Source organism: Pseudomonas sp. 18173 (genome assembly GCF_050432945.1).
Lineage (GTDB): Bacteria > Pseudomonadota > Gammaproteobacteria > Pseudomonadales > Pseudomonadaceae > Aquipseudomonas.
In genome coordinates, this window is record NZ_JBKFTN010000007.1 from 126,593 (window position 1) to 144,787 (window position 18,195).

Below are 18,195 nucleotides of genomic sequence, written 5' to 3' on the forward strand. Positions count from 1 at the left end.
TCCTCTAAGCGATACGAAGCGTGCCCGCCAGTTGCATTGGCAGAGCGTCGACGGCGGCACGGTGGGTGCGGCGGTCGCTGTTCAAAGGGATGTCGTAGGTGATGCGTGCGCCATAGCGACCGGGTGCATGCGGATCGAGACGGACCTTGTCGAACACCAGCAGGCGGGTGCCGAGGCTGAAACCTTCGGACAGGTCATGGGTGACCATGAACACCGTCAGTCGGGTCTCGCGCCACAGCTCCAGCAGCAGGGCGTGCATGTCTTTGCGGATGCCCGGATCAAGGGCGCCGAACGGTTCGTCGAGCAGCAACACCCGCGGCTTCATGATCAGCGCCTGGGCGATGGCCAGCCGTTGTTGCATGCCCCCGGAGAGCTGCGCCGGGTACTTGTCCAGCGAGTGACCGAGGCCGACTTTTTGCAGCAACTGCGATGCCTGTTCACGGGCGTCTTTTTTGGCACTGCCGAACAGGCGTCCGAGCAACGGCGCGCGCGGCAGTTCGAGGCCGAGGGCAACGTTGTCCAGCACGCTCAGGTGCGGGAACACCGAGTAGCGCTGGAACACCACGCCACGGCTGGCATCCGGCTCATCGGCCAAGGGCTGACCGTCGAGCAGGATCTCGCCGCGACTGGCGCGTTCCTGGCCGAGCAGCAGGCGCAGGAAGGTCGATTTGCCGCAACCGGATGCCCCCACCAACGTGCAGAACTCACCCTCGTTGACGTTCAGGTTCAAGCCTTCGAGCACCACCTGATCGGCGTATTGCTGCCAGACGTTCTTGACGGTGATGAAGCTCATTTTGCCGCTCCTTCATACCAAGGGAACGCGCGGCGGGTAAGGTGTTTGAGCCCCCAATCCATCAGCCAGGCGAGCAGGGTGATCCACACCACGTACGGCAGGATCACGTCCATTGCCAGGTAGCGGCGCACCAGGAAAATCCGGTAGCCGAGGCCGTCGGTGGAGGCGATGGCTTCGGCGGCAATCAGGAACAGCCACGCCGAGCCGAGCATCAGCCGCAGCGAGATCAACAAGCGAGGCAACAATTGCGGCAGCACCACCCGCAGCATCAGGGTCCAGGTAGACGCGCCGAGAGTCTGGGCCTTGATCAGCAGCTCCACGGGGATTTCCCGGGCGCGCTGTTCCAGGTCCCGGGCCAGCGCCGGGGTGATGCCGATGACGATCAGCATCACTTTCGACAATTCCCCCAGGCCGAAGACGATGAACAGGATCGGCAGGATCGCCAGCGGCGGCACCATCGACAGCACTGTCAGCAAGGGGGACAACGGCGCACCGAACAGCGGCAGGGTGCCGGCGGCGATGCCCAGGCACAGCCCGGCCAAGGCACTGATGCCCAGGCCGATGGCCAGGCGTTGCAGGCTGGACGCGGTGTCCTGCCAGAGCAGGTATTCGCCGGTGCGGCTGTCGGCCACGAATGCCAGGCGTTTCACCGCGTCGGTCATCTGCACGGCGCTGGGCAGCAGTTTGTCGTTGGGGTTGTCCGTCAGTCGCTCGGCCGAGCCCGTGAAATAGGCGAACAGCACCAGGGCGAACGGCAGGATCACCAACAGCAGGCGACTCGGGCGGTCCGGGTGACGGTTGATCAGGCGCATGGCCAATCCTCCTGATTACAGCTTGGCGTCGGCGGCCATCTGCACGTAGCTCGGGTCGAAGCGCAGCTTGAGGTTGCCTTTGTCGCCGCTGGTCACGCCGTTGGCGAAGGCCATGCCGACGGCGCTGGTGTCCTTGGCGCCTTCACCCAGCAAGCCGTGCTGGAAGGAGAACTCGGCGACCTTGCGCATGGTCTGCGGCAGTTGCTTGCTGGTGCTGAACGCCAGGGCTTCCTCGGGCGTGGCGAACAATCGGGTGGTGTCCAGTTGCGCCTGGAAACCCGCCAGGTCAGTGCCCGAAGCCTTGGCCATGTGTTCCAGCGCGGCTTTGCTGGCCGCGTTTTTCTGGTTCATCAACTCGACGACTTCGAACCAGGCACCGGTCAGCGCTTTGCCCAGGGCCGGGTTGTCTTTGAGGGTGGCGCTGTTGACGACCATCATGTCCATGATTTCGCCGGGGATCTGGCTTGAGTTGAACACTTCACTCACCCCGGGCTTGGCCTTGATGTCCGAGAGCATCGGATTCCAGGTGGTGACGGCGTTGACCTGGTCGGTGTTGAAGGCGGCCGAGATATCGGCGTCGGAGGTGTTGACCACTTTCAGGTCTTTCTCGGTGAGGTCCACCGAATCCAGCGCCCGGGCCAGCAGGTAGTGGGAGACCGACAGCTCCACCAGGTTGACGTCCATGCCCTTGAGGTCGGTGACTTTCTTGCCGTCGCCCTTGAGCACGATGCCGTCGTTGCCGTTGGAGAAATCGCTGACGATCAGCGCAGTGCTGTCGACGCCGCCAGCGGCCGGAATGGTCAGCGCGTCCATGTTGGTCATGGTGCAGCCATCGAACTGGCCGGCGGTGTACTGGTTGATCGATTCGACGTAATCGTTGAGCTGCACCACGTCGATCTTGATGCCGTACTTTTTCGCCCACTTGTCGACGATGCCCTGGCTGCCGGCATATTCCCATGGCATCCAGCCGGCATAGATCGTCCAGCACACGCTGAAGTGATCCTTCGGGGCAGCCTGGGACGAGACGCTCACGAGGGCTGCAAACGCAGCGGCGAAGAGGGCGGGTAAACGAAGCTGGGACATGGTGGTTCTCCAGTTGATCAAGGACGGACAGGACGGCAGCGGCACCGTTAGCGGTGGCTTGTCTCCCGGGCTTTTATCCCGCCGTGTAACCTCAACTGGAGGTCGCCAACTCTCGGACCAGTCACTCGCGATTGCGAGCCGGAACCCTAGTCAGCCATTTGCAAATTGTGGTGCCGCGAACCTGCAGTGACGCCTGCACATTTTTTGGAACAAGTGCGTTAAAGCGAGAGGCGTGCCAAGTCGGCCCGAGCGCTCTAGCGTGGGGGCAAGGGGGGACGAGGGGTTTGATTGGAGAGGCAGGTTGCCTTGTGATGGTGCGCAAGTGCACCGCATTGGAACGTATCCACCGCTGATCAGAAGGTGGGTGCGACGTTGCACTTGGCAGGGATTTGCCAGTCAAAACAGATGTCAGCCGGACTGTGCTGGCTGCTGTCACGGGTCTTTACGGAGGCCGTCATGTTACGTCGTTTGTTGTTCGGTGCATTGCTCGGTATCGGGCTGTCTGGTTGCTACTACTACGACGGTCCTGCCGATGTCTACGCGGCCCCTTACTACTATCCCGGCTACTACTCGCCTTACTACTACGGTTACTACGGCCCACGTTATTACGGCGGTTATCGCTCCTATTACTACGGCGGGCATGGTTATTACGGTGGTCACGGCTATCACGGCGGCGGCTATCACGGAGGTGGATATCGCGGCTATCACCACTAATCAGGGCGTGAATGGATGAAAAACCTTTCATCGGCCAGATGTTTCTACTTGTTTCAAGGACGCACCAGATTCCGGATTTGATGTCTGATCTATCGACAGCCACTGAACATTTGACTGTCGCCTGCCAGCGTCGCTGGTGTGGCTTACCCGCGGTCCAGGAGGCCGCCATGCATCGCCGAATTCTATTGCTTGCTGTGTTGGGATTGTCCCTTGGTGGGTGCGAGCCTTACTACGATGAAGGAGGCAGTTACTACAGTTCCGAAGTCTATACCTCGCCGGCACCAGCCCGTTACGCCGGGGGGAGTGGCTACTATTCCAATGGCTACTACACGCCGCCGCCTCGGTATTACGTGCCGCCAGCGCGGTATTACCAGCCTACGCCGCGCTATTACTCGCAGCCGCGGATGTATCAACCGCACTATTACCAGCCAGCTCCGCGTTACTATCAGCCATACCGGAGCGATTACCGGACGCATCAGAACCATGGCTGGGACGGTCGCAACCACAAGGGCTGGGACAATGACTCTCGCGGTCACGACAGGGGCGACCATCGCGACTGGCGTGGCGATCACAACTGGCGGGGCAATCACCGCTAGTCATTCAGTCAAATACACAACCTGCAGGAGCGAGCAGGCTCGCTCCTGCAGTTGTTTTGTTCAGTACCCGGATAGATCCGCCAGCGGATGCCGACCTTCCCAGGCCTTGTGGAAGTGCGCCTCTACCACCGCGTCCGGCACATTGTTGATGTCCGGCCAGTGCCAGTGCGGCTTCTGATCCTTGTCGATCAAGCGGGCGCGTACGCCTTCGCTGAACTCTGGATGACGACAGCAGTTGAGGCTCATGGTGTATTCCATCTGAAAGACTTCGGCCAGCGACAGGTGCCGGGCACGGACAATCTGCTCCCACACCAGGTGCGCGGTCAGCGGCGAGCCTTCGCTCAGGGTCCTGGCTGCACGACTCAGCAACAGGTCGCTGTGATCGCGCAAGGCGCTGATGGCCTTCCAGGCGCAACGCACGTCGCTGACATCCAGCAACTCGTCGATCTGCTGACGACGCGGCAGCCACTGGGCTTCGGGCATCTGTGCCACGGCTTCCTGCTGCAAGGCCTTGAGCAGGCTGTTGAGCTGCATGGGCGTCTGTTCCTGCCAGTTCAATTGCAGCAGGCCGTCGAGCAGTGCCGGCAACTGATCGTCGAGCAGGAAGCGGTCGGCCAGGTCCAGGTCGATGGCATCGCGGCCGTTCATGTGCGCGCCGGTCAGGCCCAGGAACAACCCGAGCTTGCCGGGCAGGCGCGACAGGAACCAGCTGCCGCCAACATCCGGGTACAGGCCGATGCTGATCTCCGGCATGGCCAACCGGCTGCTCGGCGTGACGATGCGGATCCCGGCACCTTGCAACAGCCCCATGCCACCGCCGAGCACATAGCCGTGCCCCCAGCAGACCAACGGTTTGGGGTAGGTGTGCAGTTTGAAGTCCAGGCGATATTCCGCCGCAAAAAACTGCGCGGCCAGTGGCGGAACTTCACCCGGATGGGCGCGACTGGCTTCCACCAGGCTGCGCACTTCGCCACCGGCGCAAAACGCCTTGGCGCCATTGCCGCGCAAGAGCACGCAGACGATCTGCGGGTCCTTGGCCCAGGCCTCCATGCGGTCGCGCAGGGCGTTGATCATCGGCAGGGACAGGGCGTTCAGGGTTTTTTCGGCATCCAGGCTGGCGATGCCGATGCGGGCGCCGTCGGTGCCGGTGAGTTCTTCGAAGTGCAGATTCATCGTGACCTCGATCGGGAAATTGAGGGTTAAGTATGATCGCTGTGTGGGAAAGTGCCGGATCTGCGTCAGATCAATTGACAAGCGCGATGGGCCTTCTTAGGGTTCGCCCCATTGTTTTTGCCGGATGTAACCATGACTGCTGACGACCGTATCAAACTCGAACCGGGCTGGAAGGAGGCACTGCGTGCCGAATTCGACCAGCCCTACATGGCAGAGTTGCGAAACTTCCTGCAACAGGAGCGGGCGGCCGGCAAGGAGATCTATCCGCCGGGGCCGATGATCTTCAACGCGCTCAATTCCACGCCGCTGAACAAGGTCAAAGTGGTGATCCTCGGTCAGGATCCCTACCACGGCCCGGGTCAGGCCCACGGTTTGTGTTTCTCGGTGCAACCGGGTGTGCCGGCGCCACCGTCGCTGGTGAACATCTACAAAGAGCTCAAGCGCGACCTGAACATCGACATCCCCAACCACGGTTACCTGCAGAGCTGGGCTGATCAGGGCGTGCTGATGCTCAACACCACCATGACCGTCGAGCGCGCCAACGCCAATGCGCACAAGGACAAGGGCTGGCAGTTTTTCACCGATCGCATCATTGAAGTGGTCAGCCAGCAGCAGCCGCACCTGGTGTTCATGCTGTGGGGCGCCCATGCCCAGAGCAAGCAGAAACTGATCGATGCGACCAAGCACCTGGTGCTGACTTCGGTGCACCCGTCACCGCTGTCCGCCTATCGCGGCTTCCTCGGTTGCGGGCACTTCAGCCGGACCAACAAGTTTCTCGAACAGAATGGCGAGACGCCGATCGAGTGGCGGTTGCCGCCAATCTAAAAGCTTCGCGAGCAAGCCCGCTCCCACACTGGATTTTCGGTGTTCACAAAACCCATGTGGGAGCGGGCTTGCTCGCGAATCGGACAACTCGATCTATCAGACTGAATCCGGACCCCGGTTCCAATACTTGAACAACGGCTCCGCCAGAAACAGCACAAACAGCAACCGCATCACCTGCATCGCCGTCACCAGCGGTACCGACAGTTGCAGGGTTTCCGCGGTCAGGCTCATCTCGGCAATGCCGCCTGGCATCATGCCCAGGGTCAGCGAGCGCAGATCCAGGTGGGTCAGGGCGCTCAAGCCCAGCGCCGCCGCCGTTGCAATCAACATGGTCAACACCGTGCCGATCAGGGTGCGGCCCATGAACGATGGCGCACGGCGAAAAAACTGTCGGTTGAAGTGGCAGCCCAGACCGCTGCCGATCAACCATTGGCCGATCTGGCTGCCGCCGTTGGGCAAACCTATGTGCAGGTCCCAGCCGATGCTGACGGCCGCACTGACCAGCAACGGCCCGAACAGCCAGGGGTTGGGTTGACGCAGGCGTTCCCAGATCCAGGCCGCCAATGCGCCCGCCGGGAACAGCAGGGCCAGCCAGCGCCAGTCCACAGCGGTGGCATGTAGCACCGGGGCACCGTCGCCCAACAGATACTTGAAAGCCGCCGGCACGCAGAGCACCACCACCAGCACCCGCAAACTCTGCCCCGCCGCCACACGGCTGAGCACAGCACCATTGCGGGCGCCGAGGTTGACCATCTCCCCGGAGCCGCCGGGCATGCTGGAAAAGAACGCCGTGGCGCGATCTTCACCGGTGCGGCGCATCAACCATACGCCGACGACCGCCGACAGGCTGGTGACCAACGCACCGAAGAAGATCAGGCCGAAATGACTCAGCACCTGCTCCATCACCAGCGGGGTGAAGTGCAGGCCAATGCCGATACCGACGATCCACTGGCCGCACTTGCGGCCGCCAGGGATTTCGGCCAATTGCCAGGGTGTCAGGCAGCGCACGAGGATGATCGCCAGCAACGAGCCGACCATCCACGGCAAAGGCCAGCCGACCTGGCTGGCGAGGTAACCGCCCAGCAGGCCGACCAGCGGGGTTCCCCACCAGGCTTTGAGAAGTGTTCGATCAGACATCGGCAATAACGCGCCGTGCAACCGAACGTTTACGCCAGATGCGCACGATCGGCACCAGCAACATGACCACGATCAACCCCCAGACACCGACGGTGATGCCGCTCGACCAGAGGATGTCCAGCGAACCGTTGGAGATCGACAGCGCCCGACGCAGGTTCTGTTCCATCAAGCCGCCAAGGATGAAACCCAGCAGTACCGGCGACAACGGGAAATCCAGCTTGCGCAGGATGTAGCCGAAGATGCCGATGCCGATCATCAGGAACAGGTCGAACGTGGTGGCATGCACTGCGTACACGCCGATCGCGGTGATGATCGCGATCATTGGCACCAGCGCCCAGTTCGGGACGGCGAGGATCTTGGTGAAGATGCGGATCATCGGGATGTTGAGGATCACCAGCATGATGTTGGCGATGAACAACGAAGCGATCAGGCCCCAGACGATGTCCGGTTGTTGCTGGAACAGCAGCGGGCCCGGCGTGATGTTGTACAGCGACAGTGCACCGATCATCACCGCCGTGGTGCCTGAACCTGGCACGCCGAGGGTCAGCATCGGCACCAGCGCGCCGCAGGCTTCAGCGCCGATGGCGGTTTCCGGGGCAGCCAGGCCACGCTTGTCGCCTTGTCCGAATTTACCGCTTGGGCCGGCAATGCGTTTCTCGGTCATGTAGGCCACGGCGCTGGCCAGCGTCGCGCCGGCACCCGGCAGCACACCCATGATGAAGCCGAGCACGCCGCAGCGCATGTTCACCCAGAACACCGAGGCGGCTTCCTTGAAGTTGAACAGCATCCGCCCGGTCGCCTGGAAGGCTTCCTGGCCACGGTGGGTTTTTTCCAGCAGCAAGAGGATTTCGCTGATGGAGAACAGGCCCAGCACCAGCACCACGAATTGGATGCCGTCGGTGAGGTGGATGTTGTCGCCGGTGAAGCGGTACACGCCGCTGTTGGCATCGATGCCGACGGTGGACAGGAACAGCCCGATCAACGCCGCGATAAACGTCTTCAACGGTCGATCCCCGGCCATGCCGCCGAGGCAGACAATCGCGAACACCATCAGCACGAAGTATTCCGCCGGGCCGAAGGCAATCGCCCATTTCGCCAGCATTGGCGCGAACACCACCATGCCGCAGGTCGCAATGAAAGCGCCGATGAACGAACTCCAGGCCGACAGCGACAGCGCGACACCTGCCAAACCTTGACGGGCCATCGGGTAGCCGTCGAGGGTGGTCATGACGGTGGAGGCTTCGCCTGGGATGTTCAGCAGGATCGAACTGATCCGGCCGCCGTATTCGCAGCCCAGGTAGACCGCGGCCAACAGGATCAATGCCGATTCCGGCGGCAGGCCCAGGGCGAAGGCGATCGGGATCAGCAACGCCACGCCATTGATCGGCCCCAGCCCCGGCAGCAGGCCGACGACCGTGCCGATCAGGGTACCGCTGAGTGCGGTCACCAGGTTGTAAGGGGTCAGTGCGACGCCGAAGCCGTGACTCAAGTAACCAAGCGTATCCATATCAGTTCTCCAGAACGTCGAGCAGGCCCAGAGGCAGTGGCACGTCCATGACTTTGTCGAACAGCAGGTACAGGCCGACGCTCATCAGGCTGATGATCACCGCGCCCGGCAGCCAGCGCCCGCCGTACAGGCGAGCCATGGGAATGCCGACCAGCATGCTGCTGAGGATGAAACCCAGCGGTTCGAACAGCCCGGCGAAGACCAGCAGCAACAGCACGCAAACACCGATCTTGTTCAGGGTTTCGCGATCCATTGGCGGATCTTCTTCGGTGTGTTTGATGGGTGAGGGGCGATACACCATGTACACCAGCGCCAGGCCCATCAGTCCGAGCATCAGCAGGGGGAAGGCTCGCGGGCCGATCGGTTCGTAGGAAAAAGGTGCCTGGTAGGGCCAGGCCATCGCCACCAGGCTGAGGCAGGCCAGCAACAGCACCGAAGCAAAAATGCGTTGTAAGAGCATGAGGAACTCCTGTGCTGCGACCCCGCCGAACGGAGTCGCAGCCGCTAGACAGAGACGATCACTGGATCAGGCCGAACTCTTTGGCCAGCACTTTGTAGTCCGCGACCTGCTTCTTCACGTAGGTGTCCAGTTCCGGGCCGGTCATGGCGAAGGGGAAGAGCTCGCGCTGATCGCGCAGTTTGGCGAAGTCTTCGGAGGCCAGCAGTTTGTCGAAGGCGGCTTTCCACCAGGCGTAGTCTTCGTCGCTGACCTTTGGCCCGAGGTAGAAGCCGCGCACCACCGGCCAGACGATGTCGTAGCCTTGCTCGCGGGCCGTCGGGATGTTTTTCATTTCCGGCTCGTCCAGACGCTTGTCGGAGAACACCGCCAGCAGGCGCATGTCACCGCTGAGGATGTGCGGCATCGAGTCGGAGATGTCGGTGCTGCCGACCTGGATGTGGCCACCGAGCAGAGCGGTGGCAATTTCACCGCCGCCTTCGAGGGCCACGTAGCGCAGGTCGCGTGGGTTGATCCCGGCGGCCTTGGCGATCAGCGCGGTTTGCATCCAGTCCTGGCTGCCGACGGTGCCGCCGGAACCGATCACCACCTTGCTCGGATCTTTCTTCAGTGCCTGGACCAGATCGTCGAGGGTCTTGTAGGGCGAATCGCTTTTCACCGCGATGGCGCCATAGCTGGTGCCAACGGCGGCCAGCCAGCGCACGTTGCTTTCATCGAAGCGGCCGAACTTGCCTTGGGCCAGGTTCAACAGCGAGCCGCTGGACCAGGCCACCAGGGTGCCGGCATCGGCCGGACGCTGGGCGACCACCGCGTTGTACGCCACCGCGCCGACACCGCCGGGCATGTAGGTCACGCGCATCGGTTTGGTCAGCAGTTTTTCGTTGACCAGCGCGCTTTGCGCCAGTTTGCAGGTCAGGTCGAAGCCACCGCCGGGCGAGGCCGGGGCGATACATTCCGGGCGCTTGGGTTCGGCGAGCGCCTGGCCGGTGAACAGCAGGACGCTGGCGGCGAGGGCAATCTTACGCATTGACAGGTTCATTCAAGTCTCCTTGGGAGTTGTTGTTATGGACGTACTGAATTACCAAAGGGCAACGCTATAGCTCACCAGCAGACGCACTTCATCGGCATCGCGAGCGGAGTAGTTGGAACGGTAGGTGGCATTGCGCAGGCGCACGGCGACATCCTTGAGCGCGCCGCTTTGTACTACATATTTGATCTCGCTGTTGCGTTCCCATTCCTTGCCTTCGTCACCGTTCTTGAGCTTGATGTTGTCGCCGCTCACGTAACGGCTCATGAAGCTCAGGCCGGGGACGCCGAGGGTGACGAAGTCGAAGTCATAACGCGCTTGCCAGGAGTGCTCCTGGGCACCGGCAAAGTCGTTGATCTGCACGAAGTTCACCAGGTACGGGTCGGTGCCATCCACATACGGAAACGCGCTGTCGCCGGACATGTGCTGGTAGCCCGCACTGAACTTGTGCCCGCTCAGGGCGTAGCTCACCAGGCCGTTGAGGGACTTGTTGTCGATCTTGCCGCCACGGGCCTCGCCCTGGTCGTCACTGATGGCAAACCGCAGGTCGCTGGCGAAGGTGCCGGGGCCGAACGGCTGCGAGGCAACCAGCCCGAGATAGTGCTGGTTGTAGACTTCACCGAGCTGCGCGAAGTGGTAGCTGCCGGTGATCCTGTCGGTGAACTTGTAGTCCACGCCGCCAAAGTCGAAGTGCTCGCCAGCCACCGTTCCGGCGAAACGGCTGTTCTTGTTGTTGAGGGCGACGTCCTCGAAGTCGGTGCTGTCGCGATCCTTGGCCTTGTCCAGGCGCCCGCCGGTGAAGGTCAGGTTCTTGATCTCCTTGGAGGTCAGCATGCCGCCTTCAAAGGTCTGCGGCAGGATGCGCCCGTCGTTGGGCTTGAGGATCGGCAGTTCCGGGATCAGGCTGCCGATCTTCAGCTCACTGGCGGAGATTTTCACTTTGCCGGTCAGGCCGAGCTTGGAGTATTCGTCGACGGCGCGCCCATCGTCGGTCGGCAGCAGGCCGGTACCGGTGCGGTCCGGGCTCGAATCGAGCTTGACCCCCAGCATGCCCAGCGCATCGACACCGAACCCCACGGTGCCGTCGGTGTAGCCTGATTTCAGATTGAGCATGAAACCCTGGGCCCACTCGTCACGCTTGGATTGCTGGGCACTGGTACCGTCGCGAAAATCGCGATTGAAGTACATGTTGCGGGTTTCGAAAGTGGCCGAGCTGTCTTCGAAGAATGCGGCGTGGCTCAAAGGTGAAAAACCGGCAAGGGCGGCAGCGCTGGCAAGCGCAGTGTGGCTGAAACGGGAGAGGCGGGCAGGCGCGATAGCCTGGGTCTGCAAGGACTGCATGGATGACTTACTCCGTTTATTGTTCTTATTTGTCGAAAACGCTTCGAGGCGTTTTTCGTATCGCTGTGTGGCCGCAGCGACGGCAGTCGAAACTGTCCGTGGCTGGACTGTAACGGGCTAACCTTTCGCTAGGCTTTCAGCTGACTTTCACGGTTTTCAGGCTTCACAGCGGCGGTTGCGGCTGTAAACTCCGCGCCAAAGAATGGCGTCGACCATCCCTGAATGAGGTAAAGATCCATGCGTGTCCTGCTCGTCGAAGACCATCTGCAGCTCGCCGAAAGTGTCGCCCAGGCACTCAAGGCCACCGGGCTGACCGTGGACGTCCTGCACGATGGCGTGGCGGCCGACCTGGCGCTGGGCAGCGAGGAATACGCCATGGCGATCCTCGACGTCGGCTTGCCGCGCATGGATGGCTTCGAAGTGCTGGCGCGCCTGCGGGCACGGGGCAAGAACCTGCCGGTGTTGATGCTGACCGCCCGCAGCGACGTCAAGGACCGGGTCCACGGCCTCAACCTCGGCGCCGACGACTATCTGGCCAAGCCGTTCGAACTGACCGAACTCGAAGCCCGGGTCAAAGCCCTGTTGCGCCGCAGCGTGCTGGGCGGTGAGCGCATTCAGCGTTGCGGTGTGCTGGCCTATGACCTGGAAACCCGGCGTTTCACCCTTGGCGAAGAATTGCTGACCCTGACCTCCCGCGAGCAAGCCGTACTCGAAGCCCTGATCGCGCGCCCCGGTCGGGTGATGAGCAAGGAGCAACTGGCGTCGCAAGTGTTCGGTCTCGATGAAGAGGCCAGCCCCGATGCGATCGAAATCTACGTGCACCGCCTGCGCAAGAAACTCGATGGCCAGCCGGTCGCCATCGTGACGTTCCGGGGCCTCGGTTACTTGCTGGAAAGCCGCGATGCATAAGCCCAGCAGCCTGCGCTGGCGGTTGCTGTGGAACCTGGCGCTATTGCTGGTGGTGTTGATGCTGGCCAGCGGGTTGAGCGCCTACTGGAACGGTCGTGAAGCCGCCGACACGGCCTATGACCGGACTCTGCTGGCCTCGGCGCGGACCATTGCCGCCGGTGTCTCCCAGCGCGATGGCAGCCTGAGTGCCGACGTGCCCTACGTGGCCCTCGATACGTTTGCCTACGACAGTGCCGGGCGAATTTTCTACCTGGTCAACGACATCAATCAGAAGCTGATTTCCGGTTACGAAAACCTGCCGGCGCCACCGCCGGGAACGCCGCGCACCGATGACTATCCGGCGCTGGCACGTTTCTACAACGCCCAGTACCGCGGGCAGAACGTGCGCGTGGTGAGCCTGCTCAAGCCGGTGAGCGAGCCGAACATGAACGGCATGGCGGAAATCCGCGTGGCGGAAACCGATGAAGCGCGCGTCAGCATGGCCCGTAGCCTGGCGGCGGATACGTTGCTGCGCCTGGGCATGCTGGCAATCGGTGCGCTGATGCTGGTGTGGTTCGCGGTAAGTGCCGCGTTGCGCCCGCTGGAGCGCTTGCGCACGGCGGTGGAAGAACGCCAGCCGGACGATCTGCGCCCTTTGCCGTTGGTGGAAGTGCAGCGCGAACTGTGGCCGCTGGTGCGCGCACTCAATCACTTTACCGAGCGCTTGCGCGGCCAGTTCGAGAAGCAGGCGCAATTCATTGCCGATGCCGCCCACGAACTGCGCACGCCGTTGGCAGCACTCAAGGCGCGCCTGGAGCTGGGCATGCGCTCGGCCGAGCCCGACACCTGGCGCAGCACGCTGGAGACCGCCGCCCAGAACACCGATCGCCTGACCCATCTGGCCAATCAGTTGCTGTCCCTGGCGCGGGTCGAAAATGGCGCCCGGGCGATTGCCGAGGGTGGCGCGCAGTTACTCGACCTGAGTCAGTTGGCCCGGGAGCTGGGCATGGCCATGGCACCCTTGGCCCACAAGCGCGGCATCGCCCTGGCGCTGGAAGCGGACGAGCCTGTCTGGTTGCGGGGCGAGCCGACGCTACTGAACGAACTGCTGAGCAATCTGGTGGATAACGCACTGGCTCACACGCCGCCAGGCGGCAACGTGATTCTGCGCGTCTCGGCCCCCGCCGTGCTGGAAGTCGAGGATGACGGACCGGGTATCCCGGTTGAGGAGCGCAGTCGGGTGTTCGAACGCTTTTACCGACGCAACCAGCAAGTGGCCGGTTCCGGATTGGGCTTGGCGATTGTCGGCGAGATCTGTCGCGCGCACCTGGCACAGATCAGTCTGCATGATGGAGAGCACGCAGGGTTGAAGGTGCGGGTGAGTTTTATTGCGGGGGAGTGATGCAGCGCCTGTTCAGGCCCCTTCGCGAGCAAGCCCGCTCCCACATTTGATCTGCGGCGACTCGGTTCAATGTGGGAGCGGGCTTGCTCGCGAAGGGGGCAACGCGGTTCTGGATCAATAAAACATCGTGCGTGTTTCTTCCAGATCGGCGCACATCGCCTCGTCGTCAAAATCGACTCCGAGCGTCCTGAACGCCGGCACATTCAACGCATCGGTACGGGCCAGCGGATGATCGGTGTCCTGCAGGCAATACAGGCTGGCCACCTGCACCAGATCCACATAGTCGACCTGCGCAGACTGGCGTTTGAAGTTCAGGTATAGCCGCGGCACTTGCACCAGCATGTCGGGAAACTCCCAGACCCTGAGCAGTTTTTCGCCGATCAGTGGATGAATCTGGTCGATGACATGGTTGAGGCTGACCGGGTCGGACAGCAGCTCATAGTGATCTTCGGCGTAGGTCAGGATCGGCAGCACGCCGATCTGGTGTACCAGCCCGCCAAGGGCCGCCTGATCGGGTTTGAGCCGGGTGTAGCGGCGGCACAAGGCGTAGCTGACGCCGGCGATTTCCAGGCTTTTACGCCAGACATCGCGCATCTTCTGTTCCACCACCTCGGACCGGGCATGGAAAATCTGCTCCATGACCAGGCCGATCGCCAGATTGCAGCTGTAGTTGATGCCCAGGCGAGTGATCGCGGTATGCAGATCGGTCACTTCCTGGGTCGCGCGCAACAGTGGGCTGTTGACCACTTTGATCAAGCGTGCCGACAGTGCGGTATCACGGCCGATCACTTTGCTCAGGGTACTGACGCTGACTTCCGGGTTTTCCGCGGCCTTGCGAATTTGCAGGGCCACTTCCGGTAACGTTGGCAGAACCAGGTCATCGTTATTGATGGCCTCAACCAAATCCTGTTGGACCTTTTCCGCCAGCTCGCTCATTTAGTCTCTCTAGGTGTCGCGCCAAGTGCTGCCGTTATTGCTGGATTTCGCGATCGCGGTCCAGTTCATAAGGCAGGTCGAGCAGCTGCAAGGACGGCCCTTCGAGCGCGCCCAGGTGGATGTCTCCACTCTCTGCTGCTTCGGCTTGCAACACCGCCAGGAGTTCGATGTCTTGCCCGGCGCGGGCAGCCAGCACCACTTCGCCGATCGAACTGCCGTGGGTCGGGGAAAACAGCGGGGTACCCGGTTCAGGCTGTTCGCCGGCAACCAGTTGCAGGCGATACAGGCGACGCTTGAGCTTGCCCAGGTACTGCATCCGCGCAACGATTTCCTGCCCGGTGTAGCAACCTTTCTTGAAGCTCACGCCGCCGACCGCTTGCAGGTTGAGCATCTGCGGGATGAACAACTCGCGGGTGCCGGGCATGACCTGGCCGATCCCGGCGCGGACCTGGCCCAGTAGCCACTGGTTCAGATCGCCTTCGCTGAGCACGGCCGACAGCTTGCCCTTGACCGCATCGGCTTGATCGGCGGCGACCCACAACTCGGCGCGTTCCGGCGAGACACGGATGGCGATCAGCCCGTCGTTGCGCACGACGCTGTCGGTTGCTGCCGGCAGGTCCAGGCCGAGGCTGATCAGCGCAGCATCGCCATGGTCAACGCCGAAGCGGACCCAGGCGGCACTTTCGTCGGTCAGTTTCGACTTGGAGAACACCGCGTATTTTTTCAGGTCCGCCAGTTGCGGTTCGAGCAATTCGCTGGCCATGGCCAGGACTACGCCGTCACCTTCGAGCAGGATGCGGAAACTCGATTGCATCCGGCCTTTTTGCGTGCAGCGCGCACCGAGGCTGGCCCGGGAATCGCTCAGGTAGTTGAGATTGCAGGTCAGTTGGCCTTGCAGGAATTTGCTGGCGTCCGCGCCGCGGACCGCGAGAACACCTTCATGAGAAAGCGTGCAGAAAAAAGCAGAATCGGCCATGGGTCATCGCAGGGTAAAGAGTCTGGCGGACATCATAAGGGGGCGCCTTCGAAATGGGTAGTTCACAAAGGATCGCCGGTGCCGACCAAAGCCGACTGTTCGACGGGGCGCGGGCCTGTATACTTGCGGCCTATTTGAGGAGCGCTCCATGGTCGAAGATGTTGAACTGAACCGCCTCTTTTGGCACAGCCGCCGCGGCATGCTTGAGCTTGACGTGTTGCTGGTGCCGTTCACGAAAGAGGTTTACGCAACGCTCAACGAGGTGGATCGCGCGTTGTACGTCCGACTGCTGACGTGTGAGGATCAGGACATGTTCGGCTGGTTCATGGAACGCAGCGAATCCGAAGATCCCGAGCTGCAACGCATGGTTCGCATGATCCTGGATCGTGTCCAGCCCAAGTAACGGGTTCGAATGCCGCTGGCATGCCTCACGGCAGTTGCTGGCGGCGTACCTCCTGGCCCAGCTGTTCGCGCTGGGTTCGTTGTGTCTACTGTCGATTCCACTCTGGGCCAGCTTGCTCGGCGCCTTGCTGTGTGTGGCTCACGGAGCCTGGCTGTTACCCCGGCAGATCCTGCTGACGCACCCGCAGGCTTTTTGCGGCTTGCGGCGCGATGCCGATGGCTGGCAATTGTGGAGTCGGGCCAAGGGTTGGCAGCCTGTGCAACTGAGGCCGGACAGCCTGGCGCTGCCGTTGGTGGTGGTACTGCGTTTTCGTTTGCGTGGCGAGCACCGGGTCAGGTCCATTTGCGTGCCCCGGGATGCGCAGGCGGCGGATGTGCACCGACGCCTGCGGGTGCGGCTCAAATTCAGCCGACGTAGGTGGGCGGCACCAGAATAGTGTCCAGCGCGACCGGCAACATGTCCGGGTAGTCGAGGGTGTAATGCAGGCCACGGCTTTCCTTGCGCTCCATGGCTGACAGAATCATCAGCTCGGCCACCTGGGCCAGGTTGCGCAGCTCGATCAGATCCCGGCTGACCTTGTAGTTGCTGTAGAACTCGTCGATTTCATCCAGCAACAGTTGCACGCGGTGTTGCGCCCGTTGCAGGCGCTTGTTGGTGCGCACGATGCCAACGTAGTCCCACATGAATCGCCGCAGTTCATCCCAGTTGTGCGCAATGATCACGTCTTCATCGGAGTCGGTGACCTGGCTCGCATCCCACGCGGGAAGGGGGGCTGGCATCGAAATCGTGGGCAGCTGCCCGATAATGTCCGCGGCCGCCGAACGGGCATAAACGAAACATTCCAGCAGCGAGTTGCTGGCCATGCGGTTGGCGCCGTGCAGGCCGGTGAAACTGGTTTCGCCAATGGCGTACAGCCCTGGCACATCGGTGCGGCCCTGTTGATCGACCATCACGCCGCCGCAGGTGTAGTGCGCCGCCGGGACCACCGGAATCGCCTGTTTGGTGATGTCGATGGAAAATTCCAGGCAGCGTTCGTACACCGTCGGGAAGTGCGTCTTGATGAACGCTTCGGGCTTGTGGCTGATGTCCAGGTAGACGCAGTCGACGCCCAGGCGCTTCATTTCATGGTCGATGGCCCGGGCGACGATGTCCCGAGGCGCCAGCTCTGCCCGTGGATCGAAGCGCTGCATGAAGCGCTCGCCGTTGGGCAGCTTAAGGTGGGCGCCTTCGCCTCGCAGGGCTTCGGTGATCAGGAAGCTCTTGGCTTGCGGGTGATACAGGCAAGTGGGGTGGAACTGATTGAATTCCAGGTTCGCCACCCGGCAGCCCGAGCGCCACGCCATGGCGATGCCATCGCCACAGGCGCCGTCGGGGTTACTGGTGTACAGGTAGACCTTGGCCGCTCCACCGGAGGCGAGGATCACGAAACGGGCACCATAGGTATCGACTTCGCCGGTGCTGCGATTGAGCACGTAAGCGCCGAGACAGCGATCACCTTCGAGTCCCAGGCGTTTCTCCGTGATCAGGTCAACCGCTACCCGCTGTTCCAGCAGTTCGATGTTCGGTCTTTTCCTGGCCTGGTCGAGCAGGGTGGTGAAAATGGCCGCGCCCGTGGCATCGGCGGCGTGAATGATGCGCCGATGGCTGTGACCGCCTTCGCGGGTCAGGTGAAACTCGAACCCGCCATCTTCGTTGCTCGCGTGTTCATCGCGGGTAAAGGGCACGCCCTGGTCGATCAGCCATTGAATCGCTTCCTTGCTGTGCTCAACGGTAAAACGCACGGCGTCTTCATGGCACAGGCCGCCACCGGCATTGAGTGTGTCATCGACATGGGATTCAACGGTATCGGTGTCATCCAGCACGGCGGCAACGCCGCCCTGGGCCCAGAAAGTCGAGCCATTGGCGAGGCTGCCCTTGCTCAGAACGGCAATGCGCAAATGACCGGGCAAGGTCAGCGCAAGGCTCAAGCCGGCAGCACCGCTGCCAATTACCAGAACATCGTGTTGAAACTGTTGGCTCATTTCAGGATTCCGCTCAAAGCGACCCGGATCGGGGGTGGCGCAACCGGACTGGCGAGTCAATCCGGCCGTACAGCCCACTAGTATATAGAGGGGGGGAGCGGCAC

19 protein-coding genes and 1 riboswitch are annotated in these 18,195 nt (G+C 62.0%); of the genes, 7 read left to right on the top strand and 12 right to left on the bottom strand.

The features are described 5' to 3' along the window. Positions 1–4: 4 nt before the first annotated feature. Genes ACLD1X_RS10550 through ACLD1X_RS10560 form a run of 3 tightly spaced genes read right to left on the bottom strand, consistent with a single transcriptional unit; the run spans position 5 to position 2,688 of the window. Positions 5–793, bottom strand: a complete 789-nt coding sequence (locus tag ACLD1X_RS10550; RefSeq protein WP_429367367.1) for an ABC transporter ATP-binding protein — start codon at positions 791–793, stop codon at positions 5–7. Then, positions 790–1,605 (bottom strand): ABC transporter permease, encoded by an 816-nt coding sequence (locus tag ACLD1X_RS10555; protein WP_429367369.1) that lies wholly within the window; start codon positions 1,603–1,605, stop codon positions 790–792. Before ACLD1X_RS10555 ends, ACLD1X_RS10550 begins: the two co-directional genes overlap by 4 nt. 15 nt (positions 1,606–1,620) lie before the next feature. Further along, entirely contained in the window at positions 1,621–2,688 is a 1,068-nt protein-coding gene (locus tag ACLD1X_RS10560; RefSeq protein ID WP_429367371.1) for a putative urea ABC transporter substrate-binding protein, read from the bottom strand. A gap of 60 nt (positions 2,689–2,748) precedes the next feature. Beyond that, positions 2,749–2,849, bottom strand: a riboswitch (guanidine-I (ykkC/yxkD leader). A 295-nt stretch (positions 2,850–3,144) separates the two neighbouring features. Between ACLD1X_RS10560 and ACLD1X_RS10565 the strand changes: the two genes are divergently transcribed. Together ACLD1X_RS10565 and ACLD1X_RS10570 are read left to right on the top strand one after the other, a co-directional pair. Continuing rightward, positions 3,145–3,402 carry a hypothetical protein gene (locus tag ACLD1X_RS10565; protein WP_429367373.1) on the top strand — a complete coding sequence of 86 codons (258 nt, stop codon included), beginning with the start codon at positions 3,145–3,147 and terminating at the stop codon, positions 3,400–3,402. Positions 3,403–3,569: 167 nt separating this feature from the next. Beyond that, entirely contained in the window at positions 3,570–3,998 is a 429-nt protein-coding gene (locus ACLD1X_RS10570; protein WP_429367375.1) for a hypothetical protein, read from the top strand. A 60-nt stretch (positions 3,999–4,058) separates the two neighbouring features. Here ACLD1X_RS10570 and ACLD1X_RS10575 read toward each other — a convergent pair whose 3' ends face one another. Then, complete coding sequence (locus ACLD1X_RS10575; RefSeq protein ID WP_429367377.1) at positions 4,059–5,171, bottom strand: enoyl-CoA hydratase/isomerase family protein; 1,113 nt, start codon at positions 5,169–5,171, stop codon at positions 4,059–4,061. 132 nt (positions 5,172–5,303) lie between these two features. On the opposite strand from ACLD1X_RS10575, the gene ung reads away from it, so the two are divergent. Further along, complete coding sequence (gene ung / locus ACLD1X_RS10580) at positions 5,304–5,996, top strand: uracil-DNA glycosylase (protein ID WP_413427582.1); 693 nt, start codon at positions 5,304–5,306, stop codon at positions 5,994–5,996. Positions 5,997–6,092: 96 nt separating this feature from the next. Here ung and ACLD1X_RS10585 read toward each other — a convergent pair whose 3' ends face one another. From ACLD1X_RS10585 to ACLD1X_RS10605, 5 genes are read right to left on the bottom strand one after another with little or no spacing between them, the layout of a single operon-like run. Then, on the bottom strand, positions 6,093–7,133 hold the full coding sequence (locus ACLD1X_RS10585; protein WP_429367380.1) for an AbrB family transcriptional regulator: 1,041 nt from the start codon (positions 7,131–7,133) through the stop codon (positions 6,093–6,095). Then, positions 7,126–8,640, bottom strand: coding sequence for a tripartite tricarboxylate transporter permease (locus ACLD1X_RS10590; protein ID WP_413427580.1), 1,515 nt, complete (start codon positions 8,638–8,640; stop codon positions 7,126–7,128). Before ACLD1X_RS10590 ends, ACLD1X_RS10585 begins: the two co-directional genes overlap by 8 nt. A gap of 1 nt (position 8,641) precedes the next feature. After that, complete coding sequence (locus ACLD1X_RS10595; RefSeq protein WP_429367382.1) at positions 8,642–9,100, bottom strand: tripartite tricarboxylate transporter TctB family protein; 459 nt, start codon at positions 9,098–9,100, stop codon at positions 8,642–8,644. A 58-nt stretch (positions 9,101–9,158) separates the two neighbouring features. After that, positions 9,159–10,136 carry a Bug family tripartite tricarboxylate transporter substrate binding protein gene (locus ACLD1X_RS10600; protein WP_429367384.1) on the bottom strand — a complete coding sequence of 326 codons (978 nt, stop codon included), beginning with the start codon at positions 10,134–10,136 and terminating at the stop codon, positions 9,159–9,161. A 39-nt stretch (positions 10,137–10,175) separates the two neighbouring features. Next, positions 10,176–11,465 (bottom strand): OprD family porin, encoded by a 1,290-nt coding sequence (locus ACLD1X_RS10605; protein ID WP_429367386.1) that lies wholly within the window; start codon positions 11,463–11,465, stop codon positions 10,176–10,178. A gap of 237 nt (positions 11,466–11,702) precedes the next feature. On the opposite strand from ACLD1X_RS10605, the gene ACLD1X_RS10610 reads away from it, so the two are divergent. Both ACLD1X_RS10610 and ACLD1X_RS10615 read left to right on the top strand, forming a co-directional pair. Continuing rightward, the gene (locus ACLD1X_RS10610; RefSeq protein WP_429367388.1) at positions 11,703–12,374 is read left to right on the top strand and encodes a response regulator; all 672 of its coding nucleotides are present in this window, start codon (positions 11,703–11,705) and stop codon (positions 12,372–12,374) included. After that, complete coding sequence (locus tag ACLD1X_RS10615; protein ID WP_429367390.1) at positions 12,367–13,755, top strand: sensor histidine kinase N-terminal domain-containing protein; 1,389 nt, start codon at positions 12,367–12,369, stop codon at positions 13,753–13,755. Before ACLD1X_RS10610 ends, ACLD1X_RS10615 begins: the two co-directional genes overlap by 8 nt. 114 nt (positions 13,756–13,869) lie before the next feature. Here ACLD1X_RS10615 and ACLD1X_RS10620 read toward each other — a convergent pair whose 3' ends face one another. Both ACLD1X_RS10620 and ACLD1X_RS10625 read right to left on the bottom strand, forming a co-directional pair. After that, a complete protein-coding gene (locus ACLD1X_RS10620; protein ID WP_429367392.1) occupies positions 13,870–14,691 on the bottom strand; it encodes an HDOD domain-containing protein in 822 nt (273 codons plus the stop codon). 34 nt (positions 14,692–14,725) lie between these two features. Next, positions 14,726–15,667: a YgfZ/GcvT domain-containing protein gene (locus tag ACLD1X_RS10625; protein ID WP_429367394.1), complete on the bottom strand. Its 942-nt coding sequence runs from the start codon at positions 15,665–15,667 to the stop codon at positions 14,726–14,728. Between the two features lie 148 nt (positions 15,668–15,815). Between ACLD1X_RS10625 and ACLD1X_RS10630 the strand changes: the two genes are divergently transcribed. Next, positions 15,816–16,070, top strand: a complete 255-nt coding sequence (locus tag ACLD1X_RS10630) for a succinate dehydrogenase assembly factor 2 (RefSeq protein ID WP_007979797.1) — start codon at positions 15,816–15,818, stop codon at positions 16,068–16,070. Then, positions 16,054–16,506 (top strand): protein YgfX, encoded by a 453-nt coding sequence (locus ACLD1X_RS10635; protein ID WP_429367396.1) that lies wholly within the window; start codon positions 16,054–16,056, stop codon positions 16,504–16,506. The genes ACLD1X_RS10630 and ACLD1X_RS10635 overlap by 17 nt, the downstream gene beginning before the upstream one ends. Here the strand turns inward: ACLD1X_RS10635 and nadB are convergent. Next, the gene (gene nadB, locus ACLD1X_RS10640; RefSeq protein ID WP_429367398.1) at positions 16,475–18,091 is read right to left on the bottom strand and encodes an L-aspartate oxidase; all 1,617 of its coding nucleotides are present in this window, start codon (positions 18,089–18,091) and stop codon (positions 16,475–16,477) included. The two genes, ACLD1X_RS10635 and nadB, sit on opposite strands and share 32 nt — an antisense overlap. Positions 18,092–18,195 lie beyond the last annotated feature (104 nt).